This window comes from Nonomuraea sp. KM88 (genome assembly GCF_052245635.1).
Taxonomy (GTDB): domain Bacteria; phylum Actinomycetota; class Actinomycetes; order Streptosporangiales; family Streptosporangiaceae; genus Nonomuraea.
Map to the genome: position 1 here is coordinate 494666 of NZ_JBQQCC010000004.1, position 15720 is coordinate 510385.

Below are 15720 nucleotides of genomic sequence, written 5' to 3' on the forward strand. Positions count from 1 at the left end.
CGGCGGCGGAGGAAATCATGTTCTTCAAGATTCTCGGACCGCTGAGTGTCGAACGCGACGGGGACGAAGTGCCGCTCGGGGGCAGCTTCCAACGCGTCGTCATGGCGATGCTGCTGCTCGATGCCAACCGGGTCGTTCCCGTCGACAGATTGATCAACGCTGTCTGGGGCGAGGCCCCGCCGACGACCGCGCGTAACCAGATCCAGATCAAGATCTCCCAGCTGCGTCGTACGCTCGGGGACGTCGCGCAGCCGTACGAGTTCCTCATCACCACACCCCCCGGATACCTGATCAGGGCGGGGCAGGGCCGGCTCGATCTCGCCCACTTCGACGAGCTGACCGGCCGGGCACAGCGAGAGGAGCCCGACCGCGCTGCCAGGAGCCTGCGCGAGGCGCTGGCACTCTGGCGCGGCCCCGCCCTGTCCGACATCAGCAGTGACCTCGTTCAGACGATCGCGCACGGCCTGCAGGAACGCCGGTTGCTCGCCCACGAGCAGTGCATCGAGTTGGAACTGGCGGCGGGCCACCACCAGCGGCTGGTCACCGAACTGCGCGCCCTCGTCCAGGACAATCCCCTGCGGGAGCGGCTGCGCGGCCTTCTCATGCTCGCTCTCTACCGCTCGGGGCGGCAGGCCGAGGCGCTCGACGCCTTTCGCGCCTATCGGGAGATGCTGCTCGACACGCTGGGCCTGGAGCCCGGTGACGAGCTCCGGCGGCTCGAGGTGGCCATTCTCAACCAGGAAGCCGAGCTCGAGAACGCTCCCGTGGTGCCGCGGCGGACGCCGATCCCCAGGCAGCTCCCTGCGGTGATCTCCCGCCTGGCGGGGCGCGACCCGGAACTGCGCCGCATCGGCTCGCTCCTGGGCGAGACAAGCGCGGGCGCCGAGTTGCCCGTCGCCGCCATCGTCGGCCGAGCCGGCGTGGGCAAGACCGAGCTGGCTCTCCAGGCAGCCCATCGGCTGGCGCCGGCATACCCGGACGGTCAGCTCTACGTCGACCTGCAAGGCGGCGAGGTGCAGCCCACCGACGTGCTGAGCCGGTTCCTGCGCGCCTTGGGCGTTTCGGCGGTGCCGCGTCTGGAGGACGAAAGAGCCGCCCTGTTCCGCTCCATCGTCGCCGGCGGCCGGATGCTCCTCCTCGTCGACAATGCGGGCACGTTCGAGCAGATCCGGCCGCTGCTGCCGGGCGGCGCGCCCTGTGCCGTCCTGATCACCAGCCGCCACCGGCCCATCGGACTACCGGAGGATCAGATCATCCGCCTTGAGGTCCTGGACCAGGACAGCGCGGTCGAGCTGCTCACCTACGACATCGGCGCACAGCGCGCCGCACTGGAGCCCTCACCGGTTCGGACGCTCGCCGAGCAGTGCGGCGGGTTGCCCCTGGCGCTGCGCATCGCCGGGGCACGCCTGGCCGTGCGGCCGCTGTGGTCCGTTCAGACACTGGTCGACCTGCTCGGCGACACCCGTAACATGCTCGACGTACTCAGCCATGGCGACCTGGAAGTGCGGGCCGGCCTCGACGTCAGCTACCGCGGGCTGTCACCCCGGGCCCGCGCGCTGTTCCGGCGGCTCGGCCTGCTGGACAGCCCGCAGAGCGCCCCCTGGCTCGGCGCCGCGCTGCTCGGCGACGACGCCGACGGTGCGTTCGACGAGCTGGTCGAGGCGTCACTGCTGACGCGCAGGGGCCATCGGTATGTCATGCATGACCTGGTACGCGTCTACGCCGGCGAGCAGGCCACAACCGACGAGAGCCCGGAGCAGCGTCAGGCCGCGGTCGATCGTGCCTGCACGGCCTTCCTGTCTCTGGCCGACCTGGCGCACCAGCGCTACTACGGCGGCCATTTCACCCTGCTCAGAGGCAAGGCCGTCGGCGACCACCAGGCCGCGGCCCGGGCCGACGAGCTCTTCGGCGATGACCCGCTCAGGTGGCTGGACGACGAGCGGCTGACGCTCCTGGCGACCGTACGGCAGGCCTCCGGACACGGCCTCGACGAGCTCTGCTGGAACATCGCGATGACCGCGATCACTCTCTTCGAGACCCACGGCTACTACGATGAGTGGCGCAGCCTGACCGAGATCGCGCTCGAGGCCTGTCGCCACGCGCACAACAGACGCGGCGAGGCGGCGATGATGTACTCACTGAGCACGCTCGCCATCTTCCAGCAGCGCTACAGCGAGGCGCAGCCCCTGCTGCTGCAGGCCATCGACATCTTCGAGCAGATCGGCGAACCGCACGGCACGGCTCTCGCGCTGCGCAACCTGGCGCTCTCGCAGCGAGTCCGGGGCGATCTCGACGCCGCGCTCGAAAGATACCGTCAGGCACTTCGCCTGCTCGAAGAGGTGGGAGATCGGGCAGCGGAAGGTCATGTCCTGGTGAGCATCGCGGTCATACACCTTGAGGAGGGCCGGCTGGGGGAGGTCGAACCCCTGCTCGACCAGGCGTTGGAGATCTTCAGGGGGGAGGGCGTGCAGCGGGGCGAGGCTCAGGCGCTCAACCGTCACGCTGAGCTCTCCTTGCGGCGCGGCGAGCCGGGAAGGGCGCTGGAGTCGTTCGAAAGGGCTCTCAGCATGGTGCGCGGCATGCGTGACCGGATCGGCGAGGCATACGTCCTGCACGGAATCGGCGCGGCGCAGGCGGCCCTGGGCCGGGCGGCACCCGCCCGGCGGGCCCTGTCACAAGCCCTGGCGCTCGCCCAGGACCTGCGCGAGCGCCATATCGAGGGACGGTCCAGGCTTTCGCTCGGCCTGCTGCTCGAACAGCAGGAGGATCCGGAAGCTGTGACGCACCTTAGGGAGGCCCACGCGTTGTTCGCCGCCATGGAGGCGGAACGGTGGCGGGCGAAGGCCGCCACCGCCCTGTCCCGCCATGGGTGAGTCCCTCACCGCCGCGGATCGTCCGTCCAGCTCATGTCACACGTCCAGGGGAAGTTGGGATCGCATGTGCCCGGGGTGTGATGCACGGCGAAGGCCGGCGTACCGGATGCCACCGCGAAGGCGGCGACTAGCCCGAAGGTGACCAGAAGTTTTCGCATGTCTCCCCGTATCTTGATCTCCCGGCTGTCGCGGCCGGACGCGGGACAACCGTAGACACGGCCGCTTTAGATCGGCTTTCGCGCAGGCAACGTCCTGTGCGTCGCCGCCCGGCCCGGCCAGTCCTGAGCCGGTCGCCCGCGTTTAGCCGACTTTCGTCCGGAAACTGTCAGGGGATGGGGGGACTGCGCTGTGTCGATGGTTCTTATCTGAGCGTCACGCCCATCGCGTGCAGGGACAGCGTCGGCAGGCCGTACGAGATCACTCTGGAGTTGCACCGGGACGGCACGCCTTACGGCAGCGTGGGGGAGCGGTGCGGCTGGCTGCTCGCGCGCCTCGCGCGCGGTGTGGACGAGGCCCGCAGGGACGGCGGCGCGGCCGGGCGGTGGGCCGATCCCGACGATCGTTTCCCCGGCGAGGCGTCCGACAGCGAGCTGTTCTCCTTCCGCTACCGCACGCGCTCCGGCGCGGGCGGCGGTGAGCTCCGCTGCCAGTTGCGCACCATCCCGAGGTGGCAGCCCGTGACCGGGGAGTGGCGGCTGACCCGGCGGGCCTATGTGGAGGCGTGGTGCGCCACGGGCGTGGGCACGCGGGCGGTGCTGACCTCGGCCGAGCTGTCAGGGTTCGTACGCGGGCTGGTGGAGGAGGCCGAGGGGTGTCTGGACGGCAGAGACTTGGCCAGAAATCCAGTCCAGGGGGCAGGCACGGGCGAATCACGGTGATAATTGCGTGTTAGGTCACAGCACCGCTGGGAGGCACGTCCGTGGGCCTGCGCAATCTGGTCTACCGGCTCTATGAGCACCGGCTGGAGGCCAAGCTGTCCAAGGACAGCGTCCCCCGGCATGTCGGGGTCATCATCGACGGCAACCGCCGCTGGGCGCGGGCGATGGGCATGCACGACGTGGCCCGCGGTCATCGCAAGGGCGCGGACAAGATCTCGGAGCTGCTCGGCTGGTGCCGCGAGACCGGGGTCGAGGTCGTCACCGTGTGGATGTTGTCCAACGACAACCTCAACCGGCCGCGGGACGAGCTGGAGCCCCTGCTACGCATCATCGAGGACGTGACGCGGGAGCTCGTGGCCGAGGGCTGGCGGATCAGCCCGGTCGGAGCGCTCGACCTGCTGCCGGACCGGACGGCGAATGTCCTCAAAGAGGCAAAAGAAGTCTCCTCGCACCGTCCAGGCCTGATTGTGAACGTTGCAGTTGGGTATGGAGGAAGGCGTGAGATTGCCGATGCGGTGCGCTCACTCCTCCAGGAGCATGCGAGCAAGGGGGCGAGCATCGAGGACCTCGTCGAGGTGCTCGATGTGGAGCACATCGCGGAGCATCTTTACACTCGCGGCCAACCCGACCCGGACCTCCTCATCCGGACCTCGGGCGAGCAGCGCTTGTCGGGCTTCATGCTCTGGCAGAGCGCCCATTCGGAGTTCTACTTCCACGAGGCCTACTGGCCGGACTTCCGCAGGGTCGACTTCCTCCGAGCGCTGCGCGATTACGCTGCGAGACACCGGCGTTACGGTTCCTGACGCGACATCTGGGTATTCAGGACGTAACGTTGGAAATGTCCGGCCACAGGACGGACATTTCGGAGAGGGCCCGCCTTTGCATCGTGAACTGCCGAGGGGGGCCGGACCCCGGCTCCGACGGCACGTAGCGGTCGGGGATGCGGGTCCGGTCCGATTCCCGCCTCGTCTGCAGGGTGCCCGCACCTATGGGCGCCCGGGGGAGAACGTGTGGCAGTGTCCTCGAGCAACCCTACGACCAAGCCGGCCAAGCGCACGTACGTGCTCGACACCTCGGTCCTGCTGGCCGACCCGGCGGCAATGACCCGCTTCGCCGAGCACGACGTCGTCCTTCCCATCGTGGTCATCACGGAGCTGGAAGGAAAGCGGCACCATCCCGAGCTCGGCTATTTCGCGAGGAAGGCCCTGCGCTACCTCGACGAGCTGCGCGTCCAGTACGGCAGGCTCGACGAGCCGATGCCGACGGGGGATGGAACGATCAGGGTTGAGCTCAACCACAGCGATCCGTCCATCCTGCCCGTGGGCTTCCGCCTGGGAGACAACGACACCCGCATCCTGACCGTGGCCCGCTCGCTGGCCGCCGAGGGCTGCGACGTCGTCCTGGTGTCCAAAGACCTGCCGCTGCGGGTCAAGGCCGCCTCGATCGGCCTGTCGGCCGAGGAATACCGCGCGGAGCTGGTGCACGAGTCCGGCTGGACGGGGATGGCCGAGCTCCAGGTGACCGCCGAAGACGTCGAGACGCTCTTCGACCAGGGCACCGCCGACGTCGAGGAGGGCAGGGAGCTGCCCACGCACACCGGCCTGCGGCTGCTGTCGGCCAAGGGCTCGGCGCTCGGCAGGGTGCTGCCGGACAAGTCGGTCAAGCTCGTACGCGGCGACCGCGAGGTGTTCGGCCTGCACGGTCGCTCCGCCGAGCAGCGCATCGCGCTCGAGCTGCTGATGGATCCGGAGATCGGCATCGTCTCGCTCGGCGGCCGGGCCGGCACCGGTAAGTCGGCGCTGGCCCTCTGCGCAGGTCTGGAGGCGGTGCTGGAGCGTCGGCAGCACCGCAAGGTGGTCGTCTTCCGCCCTCTCTACGCCGTGGGCGGCCAGGAGCTCGGCTACCTGCCGGGCACCGAGGGCGAGAAGATGGGCCCGTGGGCGCAGGCGGTCTACGACACGATGGGCGCGATCACCTCACCCGAGGTGATCGAGGAGGTGCTCGACCGGGGCATGCTGGAGGTGCTCCCGCTGACGCACATCCGCGGCCGCTCGCTGCACGACGCGTTCGTGATCGTGGACGAGGCCCAGTCGCTCGAACGCGGCGTGCTGCTCACGGTGCTGAGCCGGATCGGCGCCAACTCGCGGGTCGTGCTCACCCACGACATCGCGCAGCGCGACAACCTGCGGGTGGGCCGGCACGACGGCGTGGTGGCGGTGGTGGAGAAGCTCAAGGGCCACCCGCTCTTCGCGCACGTCACGCTGACCAGGTCCGAGCGTTCCCCGATCGCCGCCCTGGTGACGGAGATGCTGGAGGACATCACGCTCTGATCACTTGAGCTCGCCGCAGGTGTACCGCCCCTCCGTCTTGGAGGGGCGGTTCTCGTTCTCCCGTACGATCTTGACCAGTTCGAACGCCGCGTCCTGCTGGGCGGTGCAGACGATCTGGGCCTTGCCGAGCTTGGTCAGCGTGCCCTCGCCCCTGATGTAGACGGTCAGCGTCGAGGTGCGCGGGAGCTGCACCTCGTCGCGCTGGATCGGGTTGAGCGAGTCCTTGATCCCGATGTACGTGAAGCCGCGCAGCGCCGTGTCCCGGTTGCCGAGCGGCTTGGTCGACGCGTCGAAGAGCGCCCCGAGCAGGCTGCCGACGGTGTCGTTGTCGACGTCGGCGGGTTCCAGGATGAGCTCGCCGTCCTTGAGCAGGTAGATCGTCTTGGACGGCGGGGGGATCCTGGTGGTCGGGGCGTTGCCGCGGTCCTGGACGTCGGTGGGCGAGATGCCGCAGGCCGCGGCGCCGACGAGCGCGACGACGGTGAGGATGCGTTGGGCTTTCATGCGTGGGGCAACCAGACGGTGAAGAGGGTGCCGGGGTTCTGGGCACGTACGGAGATCGTGCCGCCGTGCAGGTGCACGTTGGCCTTGGCGATGGCGAGGCCGAGACCGCTGCCCTGGCTGCGCGACCGGCCGGCGCCGGCCTTGAAGAAGCGGTCGAAGACGTGCGGCAGCGCCTCGCGGGGGATGCCCTGGCCGTGGTCGCGCACCTTCACTTCCAGGCCGCTCTGCGTGGTTCTTGTGCTGACCAGCACCGGTGGCCGGCCGTGCTTGAGCGCGTTGCCGACGAGGTTGGCCACGATCACGTCGAATCTGGCGGGGTCCAGGTTGACGGCCAGTCCCTGGGGGGCCTTCACGGTCACCTGGTCGCTCCAGCCGCGCACGGCCAGGCAGTCGTCGATGGCCTCGGCCACGTTCACCGGCTCGAGGTTGAGCGTGGCCGTGCCCGCGTCGAAGCGGCTGATTTCGATGAGGTGCTCGACCAGCCCGCGCAGGCGCTCGATCTCCCTGAGCACCAGGCGTACGGCCTCGGCCGGCGCCTCGGGCAGCCGGCCGGCCTCCTCGGAGAGCATGTCGGCGACGGCCGTCATCGAGGTCAGCGGCGTGCGCAGCTCGTGGGAGACGTCCGCCACGAACCTGCGCGACATGGCCTCCAGCGAGCGCAGCTCGGCCACGCTCAGCTCCAGCGCCGCGGCGGCGTCGTTGAACCTGCTGGTGAGCTCGGCCAGCTCGTCCTGGCCGTGGACGGGCAGCCGCGTGTCCAGCCGGCCCTGGCCGAGCGCCTGCGCGGCCGCGCTCAGCCGCCGGACCGGCAGCAGCACCTGCCGGGCCGACAGCAGCGCGACGACCAGCGCGATCAGCACGATGACCACGCCGGCCTGGATGAAGGTGATCCTGAGCGTGGCCAGCTGCCGCTCGTCGTCCTTCAGCGGGAAGAAGACGAACGCCCGCAGGTCCGTCGCCTCGACCCTGCTGCCGGCCTCCCGGTAGACCTCGGCGCCGACGATGAGCCAGAGCTCGCCCCGGATGATCTTGCGCTGGGTGACGACGCTCTGCTTGGCGCGGCCGTGGAGCTCGTTGGGGACGTCGCTCATGGACATCGGGCCCTCGGAGGCGATCAGGGCGCCGTACTCGATGAGGACGCTGCGGCCCGGCCCGTTGAGCGCGTGGGCGAGGCGGCCGAGCTCCCTCGCCGTGGGGGCGGCCTCGCCCGGCCTGAGCCGCCCGATGGGGAAGGTGATGCTGCCGAGCTCCCTGGTGACCTGGTCGAGCGCCGTGGTCTCGGCCCGGGTGACGAGCGCGGTCTTGGCCAGCTCGAAGCCGATCGTGGCGACCAGCAGCGAGGCGGCCACGGCCACGAGCGTGAACGTGATGACCAGGCGGGCGCGCAGCCCGGTGGGCACAGGGATCACGGAGGGCTGAACCGGTAGCCGAACCCGCGCACCGTGTGGATGAAGACGGGTTCGCCCGGCCTTGGCTCGATCTTCGCGCGCACCCGCTGCACGCAGGCGTCCACCAGCCGCGAGTCGGCGATGTGCGTGTGGTCCCACACCTCGCGCAGCAGATAGCGACGGTTGAGCACCTGGCCGGGGTGCCGGATGAGCTCCAGGAGCAGCCGCAGCTCGGTCGGCGTCAGGTGGATCTCCTTGCCGGCGAGCGTGACCTTGAGCGCGCCCCGGTCGATCACGAGGTCGCCGAAGGTGATGCGGTCGGAGGCGGCCGACTCGGCCCGGCGCAGGATGGCGCGGATGCGGGCGTCCAGGACTCTGGGCTCGACGGGCTTGATCACGTAGTCGTCGGCGCCCGCCTCCAGTCCGACGACCACGTCCAGGTCGTCGCCGCGGGCGGTGAGGAGGATGACGGGGAGCTGGTCGAGCTTGCGTATGCGGCGGCACACCTCGATGCCGTCGATCCCGGGGAGCATGACGTCGAGAATCGCGATCTCGGGGCGGCGGGCCCTGATGTGGTCGAGCGCCTCCTCGCCCGTCCCGTAGGACGTGACGGAGTGCCCCTGCCGCGTCAGCGCGAGTTCGAGTGCCGTGCGGACGGAGGGGTCGTCTTCTACAAGAAGGATGCCAGCCACGCGCACATTATTGTTCCATGTCCTAAATATCCGAGTTACGTCACCAAATCGTGACAATCCGTAGATGATGTTATGACGTGCCGAGTGTGGAGCCCGTGTTCGCAGCTAATGCTGCAAAGGTGTGAGGAATGTCACACCGATCGGGAAACTCCACGCTAACCCGACAGTTAGCCAAACTTACGCCAAGCGATTCCCGCGTTTCGGTTGCGGACCACCCCCCAGGACAGGGCAAGCTCGTGGACCGTGAGCCCCGGTCCGCAGTTGAGCGAGCGCCCTCGCGAGCGCCACCCGAAGGATGCCCCTCCCTCGGCGCGGCGACGTTCGCGTGTCACGCCGAAGCGCGTCATCATCGTCGCCGTCACGCTGGTGATCGTCTTCGGCGGCGGTGGCTTCGTCGCCTATCGCGCCGTCCAGAACGCCAACAGGCCGCAGCAGGCCGCGCTCTCCGTCGACGACTTCGCCAAGCTGGCCGGCGGTGACCTGTCGGCACCCGACCCAGAGACCGACGCGCTGAAGAACGCCGCCGAGCAGGCCTACCGCGCCGACCAGCTGAAGAAGGGCCGCTCGGGCAAGGGCAAGGACAAGGACTTCGACTGGGTCGTCCCCGAGCGGGCCCCCGGCGGTGACGGGTTCCCCGCCGCGAACTTCCCGCCGGGCAGCACCCCCTCGCCGGGCAGCAACAAGGCCACCGCCAAGTCCATGCTCGCCGCCAGCGGCTGGGGCAACGACCAGTGGGGCTGCCTGGAGCGGCTCTGGCAGAAGGAGAGCGGCTGGAACGAGCGGGCGATGAACCGCTACTCCGGCGCGTACGGCATCCCGCAGTCGCTGCCGGGCACCAAGATGGCCAGCGCGGGTGCCGACTGGCAGACCAACGCCGCCACCCAGATCAAGTGGGGCCTCGGCTACATCAAGGGCCGCTACGGCACACCGTGCGGCGCCTGGGCCCATTCACAGTCGGTGGGCTGGTACTAACAGGTCAACTTTCCTCCTCTAATCAGCAAGTCGCCGCGTCCGATCGGGTATATCGGCGCACGCTGGCCGCATGGGTGTGAAGGTCAGTGTGATCGTCGTTGTCTGCAATCCGGGTGACACCGCCGACGCGTGCATCCGCTCCGCGCTGGAGCAGACGATGCCCGCGGACGACTACGAAGTGATCTTCGTCGACGACGGATCGTCCGACGGCATCGGGGAACGGCTGGACACCATCGCCTCGGCCCGCCCCAACGTCCGCGCGCTGCACCTGCCGCACACGGGTACGCCGATGCGCGGCCGAAACGTCGGCCTGGCCGCGGCCACCGGCGACTACGTCTACTTTCTCGACCAGGGCGACCGCCTCGAACGTGACGCGATCGCCCGCATGCACGACCGCGCGATGGAGACCGACGCCGACGTGCTGATCGGCCGGCTGGTCCGCGACTACGGGTCGCCGATGGCCGCGTTCGAGCGCAGCACCGCACGCGCCGACGTCCTGCGCGACAAGCTGCTCACCCTGCTCCTGCCGCAGCAGCTCTACCGGCGCACCTTTCTGGAGCAGCACGAGCTCGGCTTCCCCGTGCCCGGCGGGCTGATGGGGGAGCAGGCGTTCGTGATGCGGGCGTACCTGCACGCCAAGTCCATCGCCGTGCTGGCCGAGCACGTCTGCTGCCACCTCGGCCGGCGCCCCGTCGCCGAGGACGAGCCGCGGGCGATCGTGAAGGAACTGCACGCGCTGCTCGACGACATCGACACCTACGTCGGCGAGGGCCGCCAGCGCGAGCGCATGTACGCCCACTGGTTCCGCTCCGTCGTCCTGCGCCCGCTGCTGACCAGCAAGTTCGCCGACTCATCCGTCGACCGCGGCATGCACTTCCGGGTGGTCCAGGAGCTGGTGTTCCAGCGCTTCCCCGAGCGGCTCGACACCTACCTGCCCGTTCAGATGCGCGTGGTGGCCGCGTACGTGCGCACGGGACGCCTGGACCAGATCGTGCTCCTGTCCAACTCCACCAGGCGGGCGGGCCTGCGCTCCGACCTGACCGAGGTGCGCTGGGACGCCCAGGTCCTGGTGCTCGGGCTGACCGTGGAGGTGCACGGCGGCGACGGCACACCCGACAGGTACCGTGCCGACGGCGACCGCCTGCACTGGATCCCGCCGCGCTCGATCGACACGAAACGCCTGCCGGAGAGCGTCACCGATGTCACCGACGCGGTCGAGCGGGCGCGCATCGAGGTCTACGTCCGGCACACCGAGACGGGGCTCGTGCACTTCCTGCCGCTGACCCAGCACGTGGAGCGCGTCCAGGACGGCCGCCGCCGCTTCCGCGTGCAGATCAAGGGCGAGGCCAGGCTCGACGTCACCAGCGCCGCGCTCGGCGAGCCGCTCAGGCCGGGGCAGTGGGAGGTGCACGTACGCATGTTCGGCGGCGCCAACCAGGCCAGGAGCCGCGTCAGCCGCGCCAAGGGGCCGCTCAACTGCCTGGGCGTGCTGGCCCAGCGGCCCAGGATGCGGCTCGTGGTGCCGTGCTGGACCGACCAGGGTGAGCTGGGCCTGGTCATCGAGCCGCGTTCGTTCTCGGAGTCGATCGCCCTCGTGTCCCCTGGCGTGACGGTCAGGCACCTCGACGGCCACCTGTACGTCGTCCTGCCGGTGCCGTACGTGCCGCCCAGCGGAGGGCCGCCGCTGGAGCTGGTGCTGCGCAGCACCGGGCGGCGTGCCCGCGAGGTGTGCGCTCCCGCGCTGGTCGAAGCCGGCGTGCCGGGCAGGTTCGCCGGGCAGCTCGTGGCCAAGCTGCCGGTCAAGCGCATCATGCCGGAAGACGACCACTTCGGCCCCGGCACCTGGCTATCGTCGCTGCGCTCGTCGGACGGGGAGTTCGGGCTCAGGTTCGCGCTGGAGATGCGCAGGGGCCGGATCGAGGTGCGCCCGGCCGCCGCGGCCGACCCCGAGCGCCGCTCGCCCATGGGCCGCGACACGCTGCTGCACCGGATCGGCCGGCGGCTGCCCGGCGCGCGCCACATGGTCCGGATGGCGCGCGCGGGCGGCCACCGGTACCTCAAGGAGTGACCCTGCCCTGCGGCCTGGGCTCGGCCAGGTCGCTGCCCCGGGTCTCGCGCGCGGCGTAGACGGAGACGAGGGTGAGCACCGCCGCCAGGCCGAGGTAGGCCGAGATCGGCACGCTGCTCGCGTACTCTCGCAGCAGCGCGACCGCGATGATCGGCGCCAGCGCGCCGGCCACGATCGCCGAGAGCTGCGCCCCGATGGACACGCCGGTGTAGCGCGTCCTCGTGGCGAACAGCTCCGAGAAGAAGGCCGCCTGCGGGCCGTACATCATGCCGTGGAAGAGTAGGCCGACGGTGACGGCGAGGGTGATCGCCAGGAAGTTGCCCGTGTCCACGAGCGGGAAGAACGCGAAGATCCACACCCCGATCCCGGCGGCGCCCGCCAGGTAGGTGGGGCGGCGGCCGACGCGGTCGGACAACGCGCCCCACATCGGGATCGTCACGAAATGGATGGCCGAGGCGATCAGCACCGCGGTCAGCACCGTGGAGTTGTCGATCTGCATCTGCTTGGCGTACGTGATGACGAAGACGGTCAGGAGGTAGAAGGAGATGTTCTCCGCCAGGCGGGCGCCGATCGCGATGATCACGTCCTTCCAGTGGTGGCGGAGGACGCCCACGATCGGCGCCCGTTCCTCCGGCTCGGCCTGCTGGAACACCGGCGACTCGCTGATCGACAGCCGGATCCACAACCCGACCAGCACCAGCGCGCCCGACAGCAGGAACGGCACCCGCCAGCCCCACGACAGGAACGCCTCGTCCGACTGCCAGGCGGCCAGCGCCGCCAGCACGCCGGTGGCCAGCAGGTTGCCGCCGGGGGCGCCGGCCTGCGGCCACGACGCCCAGAAGCCGCGCCGCTTGTTGTCGCCGTGCTCGGAGACGATCAGCACCGCGCCGCCCCACTCGCCCCCGAGTGCGAAGCCCTGCACCAGGCGCAGCCCCGTCAGCAGCAGCGCCGCGGCCGGGCCGAGGGTCTCGTACGTCGGCAGGCAGCCGATCAGGAACGTCGCCGTGCCCATCATCAGCAGGCTGACGACCAGCAGCGTCTTGCGGCCCAGCCGGTCGCCGTAATGGCCGAAGACCAGGCCGCCGAGCGGGCGGGCGACGAACCCGACGGCGTAGGTGAGGAACGCCAGCAGGGTGCCGGTCAGTGGATCGGAGCCGGGGAAGAAGAGCTGATTGAACACGAGGGCGGCTGCCGAGCCGTAGAGGAAGAAGTCGTACCACTCGATGGTGGTGCCGACCAGGCTCGCGGCGACGACCTTCTTGATGGAAGTGGCCATGCCGGTCACGGTAGGGAGTGACCGGCGTCACTCATATGGCGTCGGAACCTACAGTCTACGTGGTCGATGTGTGGCCGAGCCGGTGCAAGCGGAGCGCGAGCTGGATCTCGAGCGCGCGTCCCGGCTCCATCCAGCCCTCGCCGAGCAGCTTGCCGACCCGGTCGAGCCGCTGCGTGACGGTGTTGACGTGGATGTGCATGGCCTCGGCCGTACGCGATGGTGACCCGCCCGAGCCGAAGTAGGCGGACAACGTGTCGACGAGCGCGGTGCCCCTGCGAGCGTCGTACTCGATCACCGCGCCGAGCGTCGAGTCCACGAAACCGCGCACGTCACGGCCGTCGCCGACGAGCAGGCCGACGAAGCCCAGCTCGGCCGCGCTCGCGCCGTCGCCCGCACGGCCGAGCGCGATGAGCGCCTCCGCGCACCGCCGCGCCTCCTGGTAGGCCCTGGCGACGTGCTGAGCCCCGGGCGGCTCCCTGCCCTCACCCGGCATGGCGGACGCGCCCGCCGTGGCCGGGCTCTGCAGGGACGCGCTCAGCTCGGCGGCCACCCGCTGCGCGGCGCCGCCCGCGTCGGCGCCCGGCAGCAGCAGCACGACCTCGTCGCCGCGCCCGGCGGCCAGCCCGTGCCGCATCGTGGCCTGCGACGACGCCCAGAACGCGGCCCGTTCGCGCTGCCCCGCGTGCTTGGCCACCACGACGACGTGCGGCGCGCCGAGATCGACGCCGAGCCGGTGCGCCCGGTCGGCCAGCCCGGGGGAGCCGGGCCGCGCGATCAGGTCGTCGAGCAGCTCGCCCCTGACCCGCCCCTCGGCCTCCGCCACGCTCCGGCGGAACAGCAGCAGCAGCGCGCACACGAGGGCCGCCCGCTCCAGGATTCGCTCGTCGGCGTCGTCGCTGCGCAGGACCAGCGTGCACAGCGGCTCGCCGCCGACGTCCACCGACGCGATCAGCAGGTCGCCCCTGCGCACGGTGCGGCCCAGCGCCCTCGACGCCTGCGCGGCCTCGAACACCTCCTGGTCGAGCTCCCCGACGTCTCCGGTGAGCGCCCGGCCCAGGTCGTCCAGCACCGCCAGCGAGCCGCCGAGCACGTCGGTCACCACCGCCGCGACGTCCTCGATCCCGCCGCCGCGCAGCACCAGCGAGGTCATCCTGTCGTGCGCCAGCGCGGCCCGCTCCACGGCCTCACTGTGCGCCCTCGCCGTCCGGTGGGCCTGGGAGAGCTCCTCCAGCGCGTTCCTCGTCTCCTGCAGCAGCCTGGCGTTGTCGATCGCCACCGCGGCGTGCGCCGCCAGGCTGGCCAGCAGCGACACCTCCTCCTGGTGGAACGGCCGCGCGCTGCGGTTGGCCGCCATCAGCACGCCGATCACCCGCTGCCCCAGCCGCAGCGGCACGCCCAGGATCGCGACCAGGCCCTCCTCCGTGACGGCCTCGTCGATGTCGTCCTTGTGCCGGAACCTCGCGTCGGCGAAATAGTCGGCCGTCGAGTACGGGACCGCCGTCTGCGCCACCAGGCCGCCCAGACCCGACCCCATGGCCAGCCGCAGCGCACGGAACTTCGCCGAGATCGACCCGTCGGTGACCCGCATGTACGTGTCGCCCCGGTCTGGGTCGTGCAGCGTCATGTACGCGATGTCGGTGGCCAGCAACTGCCTCGCCCGGTGCACGATGGCCTCGAGCACGGCGTCGAGGTCGCGCAGCGCGGCCAGGTCGCCGGCCGTGTCGTACAGCGCCGACAGCTCGGCCTCCCGCCTGGCGCGCCTCTTGAGCAGGTCGCGCACCTTCAGCGCCTCGACCTTGGCCTGTTCGAGCTCCACGATCGTGGCCGGGTCCGCGCCCGCGGCCCTCGCCGCGATGATCGGACCCTCGAACTCGACCGCCGACGCCTCCCTGGCCAGCAGTTCGAGGAAGGTGGCGCCGGTCACCTGGCCGTCCAGCCGCCGTCCACAGGGAGCGACACGCCGGTGATAAACGCCCCGCCGGGTCCGCACAGGTAGGCGACCAGCTCGGCCACCTCCTCCGGCTCGATCAGCCGCTTGATCGCGGCCGGCTGGAGCATGATGTCCGTCACCACCTCGTCGGGCGCGATGCCGTGCACCCTGGCCTGGTCGGCGATCTGCGCCTCGACCAGCCCGGTGCGGACGTAGGCGGGGCAGACGCATGTCGAGGTCACCCCATGGGCCGCCCCTTCGAGCGCGACCACCTTGGAGAAGCCCTCCAGCCCGTGCTTGGCCACGGTGTAGGCCGATTTGTACGGGGAGGCCCGCAACCCGTGGACCGACGAGATGTTCACGAACCGGCCCCAGCCCCTGGCGTACATGCCGGGCAGCACCTCGCGCGCGATCAGGAACGGCGCCTCGACCATGACCCTGAGCATCGCCGAGAACACCTCCGGCGGAAACTCCTCGACCGGCGCGACGTGCTGGAACCCCGCGTTGTTGACCACGATGTCGACGGGCTCGCCGGGCAGCGCGGCCACGAAGCCGGGCTCGCTCAGATCGGCCACGACGGCCACGCCGCCGATCTCGTCGGCGACCTCCTTGGCGGGCTCGGCCCGCAGATCGACGACCAGCACCCTGGCTCCCGCCGCGGCCAGCCGCCGGGCGCAGGCCGCCCCGATGCCGCCGCCCGCACCCGTGACCAGCGCGGTCCGCCCCGTCAGCTCCTTCGCCATATCCCTTTACCTTAGGCGCTCGCCGCGCCCAGGCGCATGGGTGCGTGAGACATAGAACAGTGTCGT

At 70.4% G+C, this 15720-nt stretch carries 12 protein-coding genes; 6 read left to right on the top strand and 6 right to left on the bottom strand.

The genetic code is table 11. The features are described 5' to 3' along the window. The first annotated feature begins 17 nt into the window (after positions 1-17). From ACTWPV_RS15755 to ACTWPV_RS15770, 4 genes are all read left to right on the top strand, one after another. Complete coding sequence (locus ACTWPV_RS15755; protein WP_443152313.1) at positions 18-2873, top strand: BTAD domain-containing putative transcriptional regulator; 2856 nt, start codon at positions 18-20, stop codon at positions 2871-2873. Between the two features lie 332 nt (positions 2874-3205). Continuing rightward, positions 3206-3751 (top strand): hypothetical protein, encoded by a 546-nt coding sequence (locus ACTWPV_RS15760; protein ID WP_443152314.1) that lies wholly within the window; start codon positions 3206-3208, stop codon positions 3749-3751. Positions 3752-3792: 41 nt separating this feature from the next. Beyond that, positions 3793-4554 carry an isoprenyl transferase gene (locus ACTWPV_RS15765; RefSeq protein ID WP_347646288.1) on the top strand — a complete coding sequence of 254 codons (762 nt, stop codon included), beginning with the start codon at positions 3793-3795 and terminating at the stop codon, positions 4552-4554. A gap of 207 nt (positions 4555-4761) precedes the next feature. Continuing rightward, positions 4762-6081: a PhoH family protein gene (locus tag ACTWPV_RS15770; RefSeq protein ID WP_347646289.1), complete on the top strand. Its 1320-nt coding sequence runs from the start codon at positions 4762-4764 to the stop codon at positions 6079-6081. Here the strand turns inward: ACTWPV_RS15770 and ACTWPV_RS15775 are convergent, their stop codons facing one another. Genes ACTWPV_RS15775 through ACTWPV_RS15785 form a run of 3 tightly spaced genes read right to left on the bottom strand, consistent with a single transcriptional unit; the run spans position 6082 to position 8665 of the window. Beyond that, positions 6082-6585, bottom strand: coding sequence for a hypothetical protein (locus ACTWPV_RS15775; RefSeq protein WP_443152315.1), 504 nt, complete (start codon positions 6583-6585; stop codon positions 6082-6084). After that, on the bottom strand, positions 6582-7994 hold the full coding sequence (locus ACTWPV_RS15780; RefSeq protein ID WP_443152316.1) for a sensor histidine kinase: 1413 nt from the start codon (positions 7992-7994) through the stop codon (positions 6582-6584). The genes ACTWPV_RS15775 and ACTWPV_RS15780 overlap by 4 nt, the downstream gene beginning before the upstream one ends. Then, positions 7991-8665, bottom strand: a complete 675-nt coding sequence (locus ACTWPV_RS15785) for a response regulator transcription factor (RefSeq protein ID WP_347646292.1) — start codon at positions 8663-8665, stop codon at positions 7991-7993. Before ACTWPV_RS15785 ends, ACTWPV_RS15780 begins: the two co-directional genes overlap by 4 nt. Positions 8666-8926: 261 nt before the next feature. On the opposite strand from ACTWPV_RS15785, the gene ACTWPV_RS15790 reads away from it, so the two are divergent. Both ACTWPV_RS15790 and ACTWPV_RS15795 read left to right on the top strand, forming a co-directional pair. Further along, entirely contained in the window at positions 8927-9637 is a 711-nt protein-coding gene (locus ACTWPV_RS15790) for a lytic transglycosylase domain-containing protein (RefSeq protein WP_443152317.1), read from the top strand. Positions 9638-9707: 70 nt separating this feature from the next. Continuing rightward, complete coding sequence (locus ACTWPV_RS15795) at positions 9708-11705, top strand: glycosyltransferase family 2 protein (protein ID WP_443152318.1); 1998 nt, start codon at positions 9708-9710, stop codon at positions 11703-11705. On the opposite strand, the gene ACTWPV_RS15800 is transcribed toward ACTWPV_RS15795, so the two are convergent. The 3 genes from ACTWPV_RS15800 to ACTWPV_RS15810 are packed head-to-tail and all read right to left on the bottom strand — an operon-like array spanning position 11695 to position 15654. After that, a complete protein-coding gene (locus ACTWPV_RS15800) occupies positions 11695-12981 on the bottom strand; it encodes an MFS transporter (protein WP_443152319.1) in 1287 nt (428 codons plus the stop codon). The two genes, ACTWPV_RS15795 and ACTWPV_RS15800, sit on opposite strands and share 11 nt — an antisense overlap. 55 nt (positions 12982-13036) lie before the next feature. Beyond that, complete coding sequence (locus ACTWPV_RS15805; protein ID WP_443152320.1) at positions 13037-14905, bottom strand: helix-turn-helix domain-containing protein; 1869 nt, start codon at positions 14903-14905, stop codon at positions 13037-13039. Continuing rightward, a complete protein-coding gene (locus tag ACTWPV_RS15810) occupies positions 14902-15654 on the bottom strand; it encodes a 3-hydroxybutyrate dehydrogenase (RefSeq protein ID WP_443152321.1) in 753 nt (250 codons plus the stop codon). Before ACTWPV_RS15810 ends, ACTWPV_RS15805 begins: the two co-directional genes overlap by 4 nt. Between the last annotated feature and the right edge of the window lie 66 nt (positions 15655-15720).

What these genes read in the sequence shown, in the direction of transcription:
- ACTWPV_RS15755 (WP_443152313.1), top strand. Translation starts at nt 18, where the DNA reads ATGTTCTTCAAGATTCTCGGACCGCTGAGTGTCGAACGCGACGGGGAC.
- ACTWPV_RS15760 (WP_443152314.1), top strand. Translation starts at nt 3,206, where the DNA reads ATGGGGGGACTGCGCTGTGTCGATGGTTCTTATCTGAGCGTCACGCCC.
- ACTWPV_RS15775 (WP_443152315.1), bottom strand. Translation starts at nt 6,585, where the DNA reads ATGAAAGCCCAACGCATCCTCACCGTCGTCGCGCTCGTCGGCGCCGCG.
- ACTWPV_RS15795 (WP_443152318.1), top strand. Translation starts at nt 9,708, where the DNA reads ATGGGTGTGAAGGTCAGTGTGATCGTCGTTGTCTGCAATCCGGGTGAC.
- ACTWPV_RS15800 (WP_443152319.1), bottom strand. Translation starts at nt 12,981, where the DNA reads ATGGCCACTTCCATCAAGAAGGTCGTCGCCGCGAGCCTGGTCGGCACC.
- ACTWPV_RS15810 (WP_443152321.1), bottom strand. Translation starts at nt 15,654, where the DNA reads ATGGCGAAGGAGCTGACGGGGCGGACCGCGCTGGTCACGGGTGCGGGC.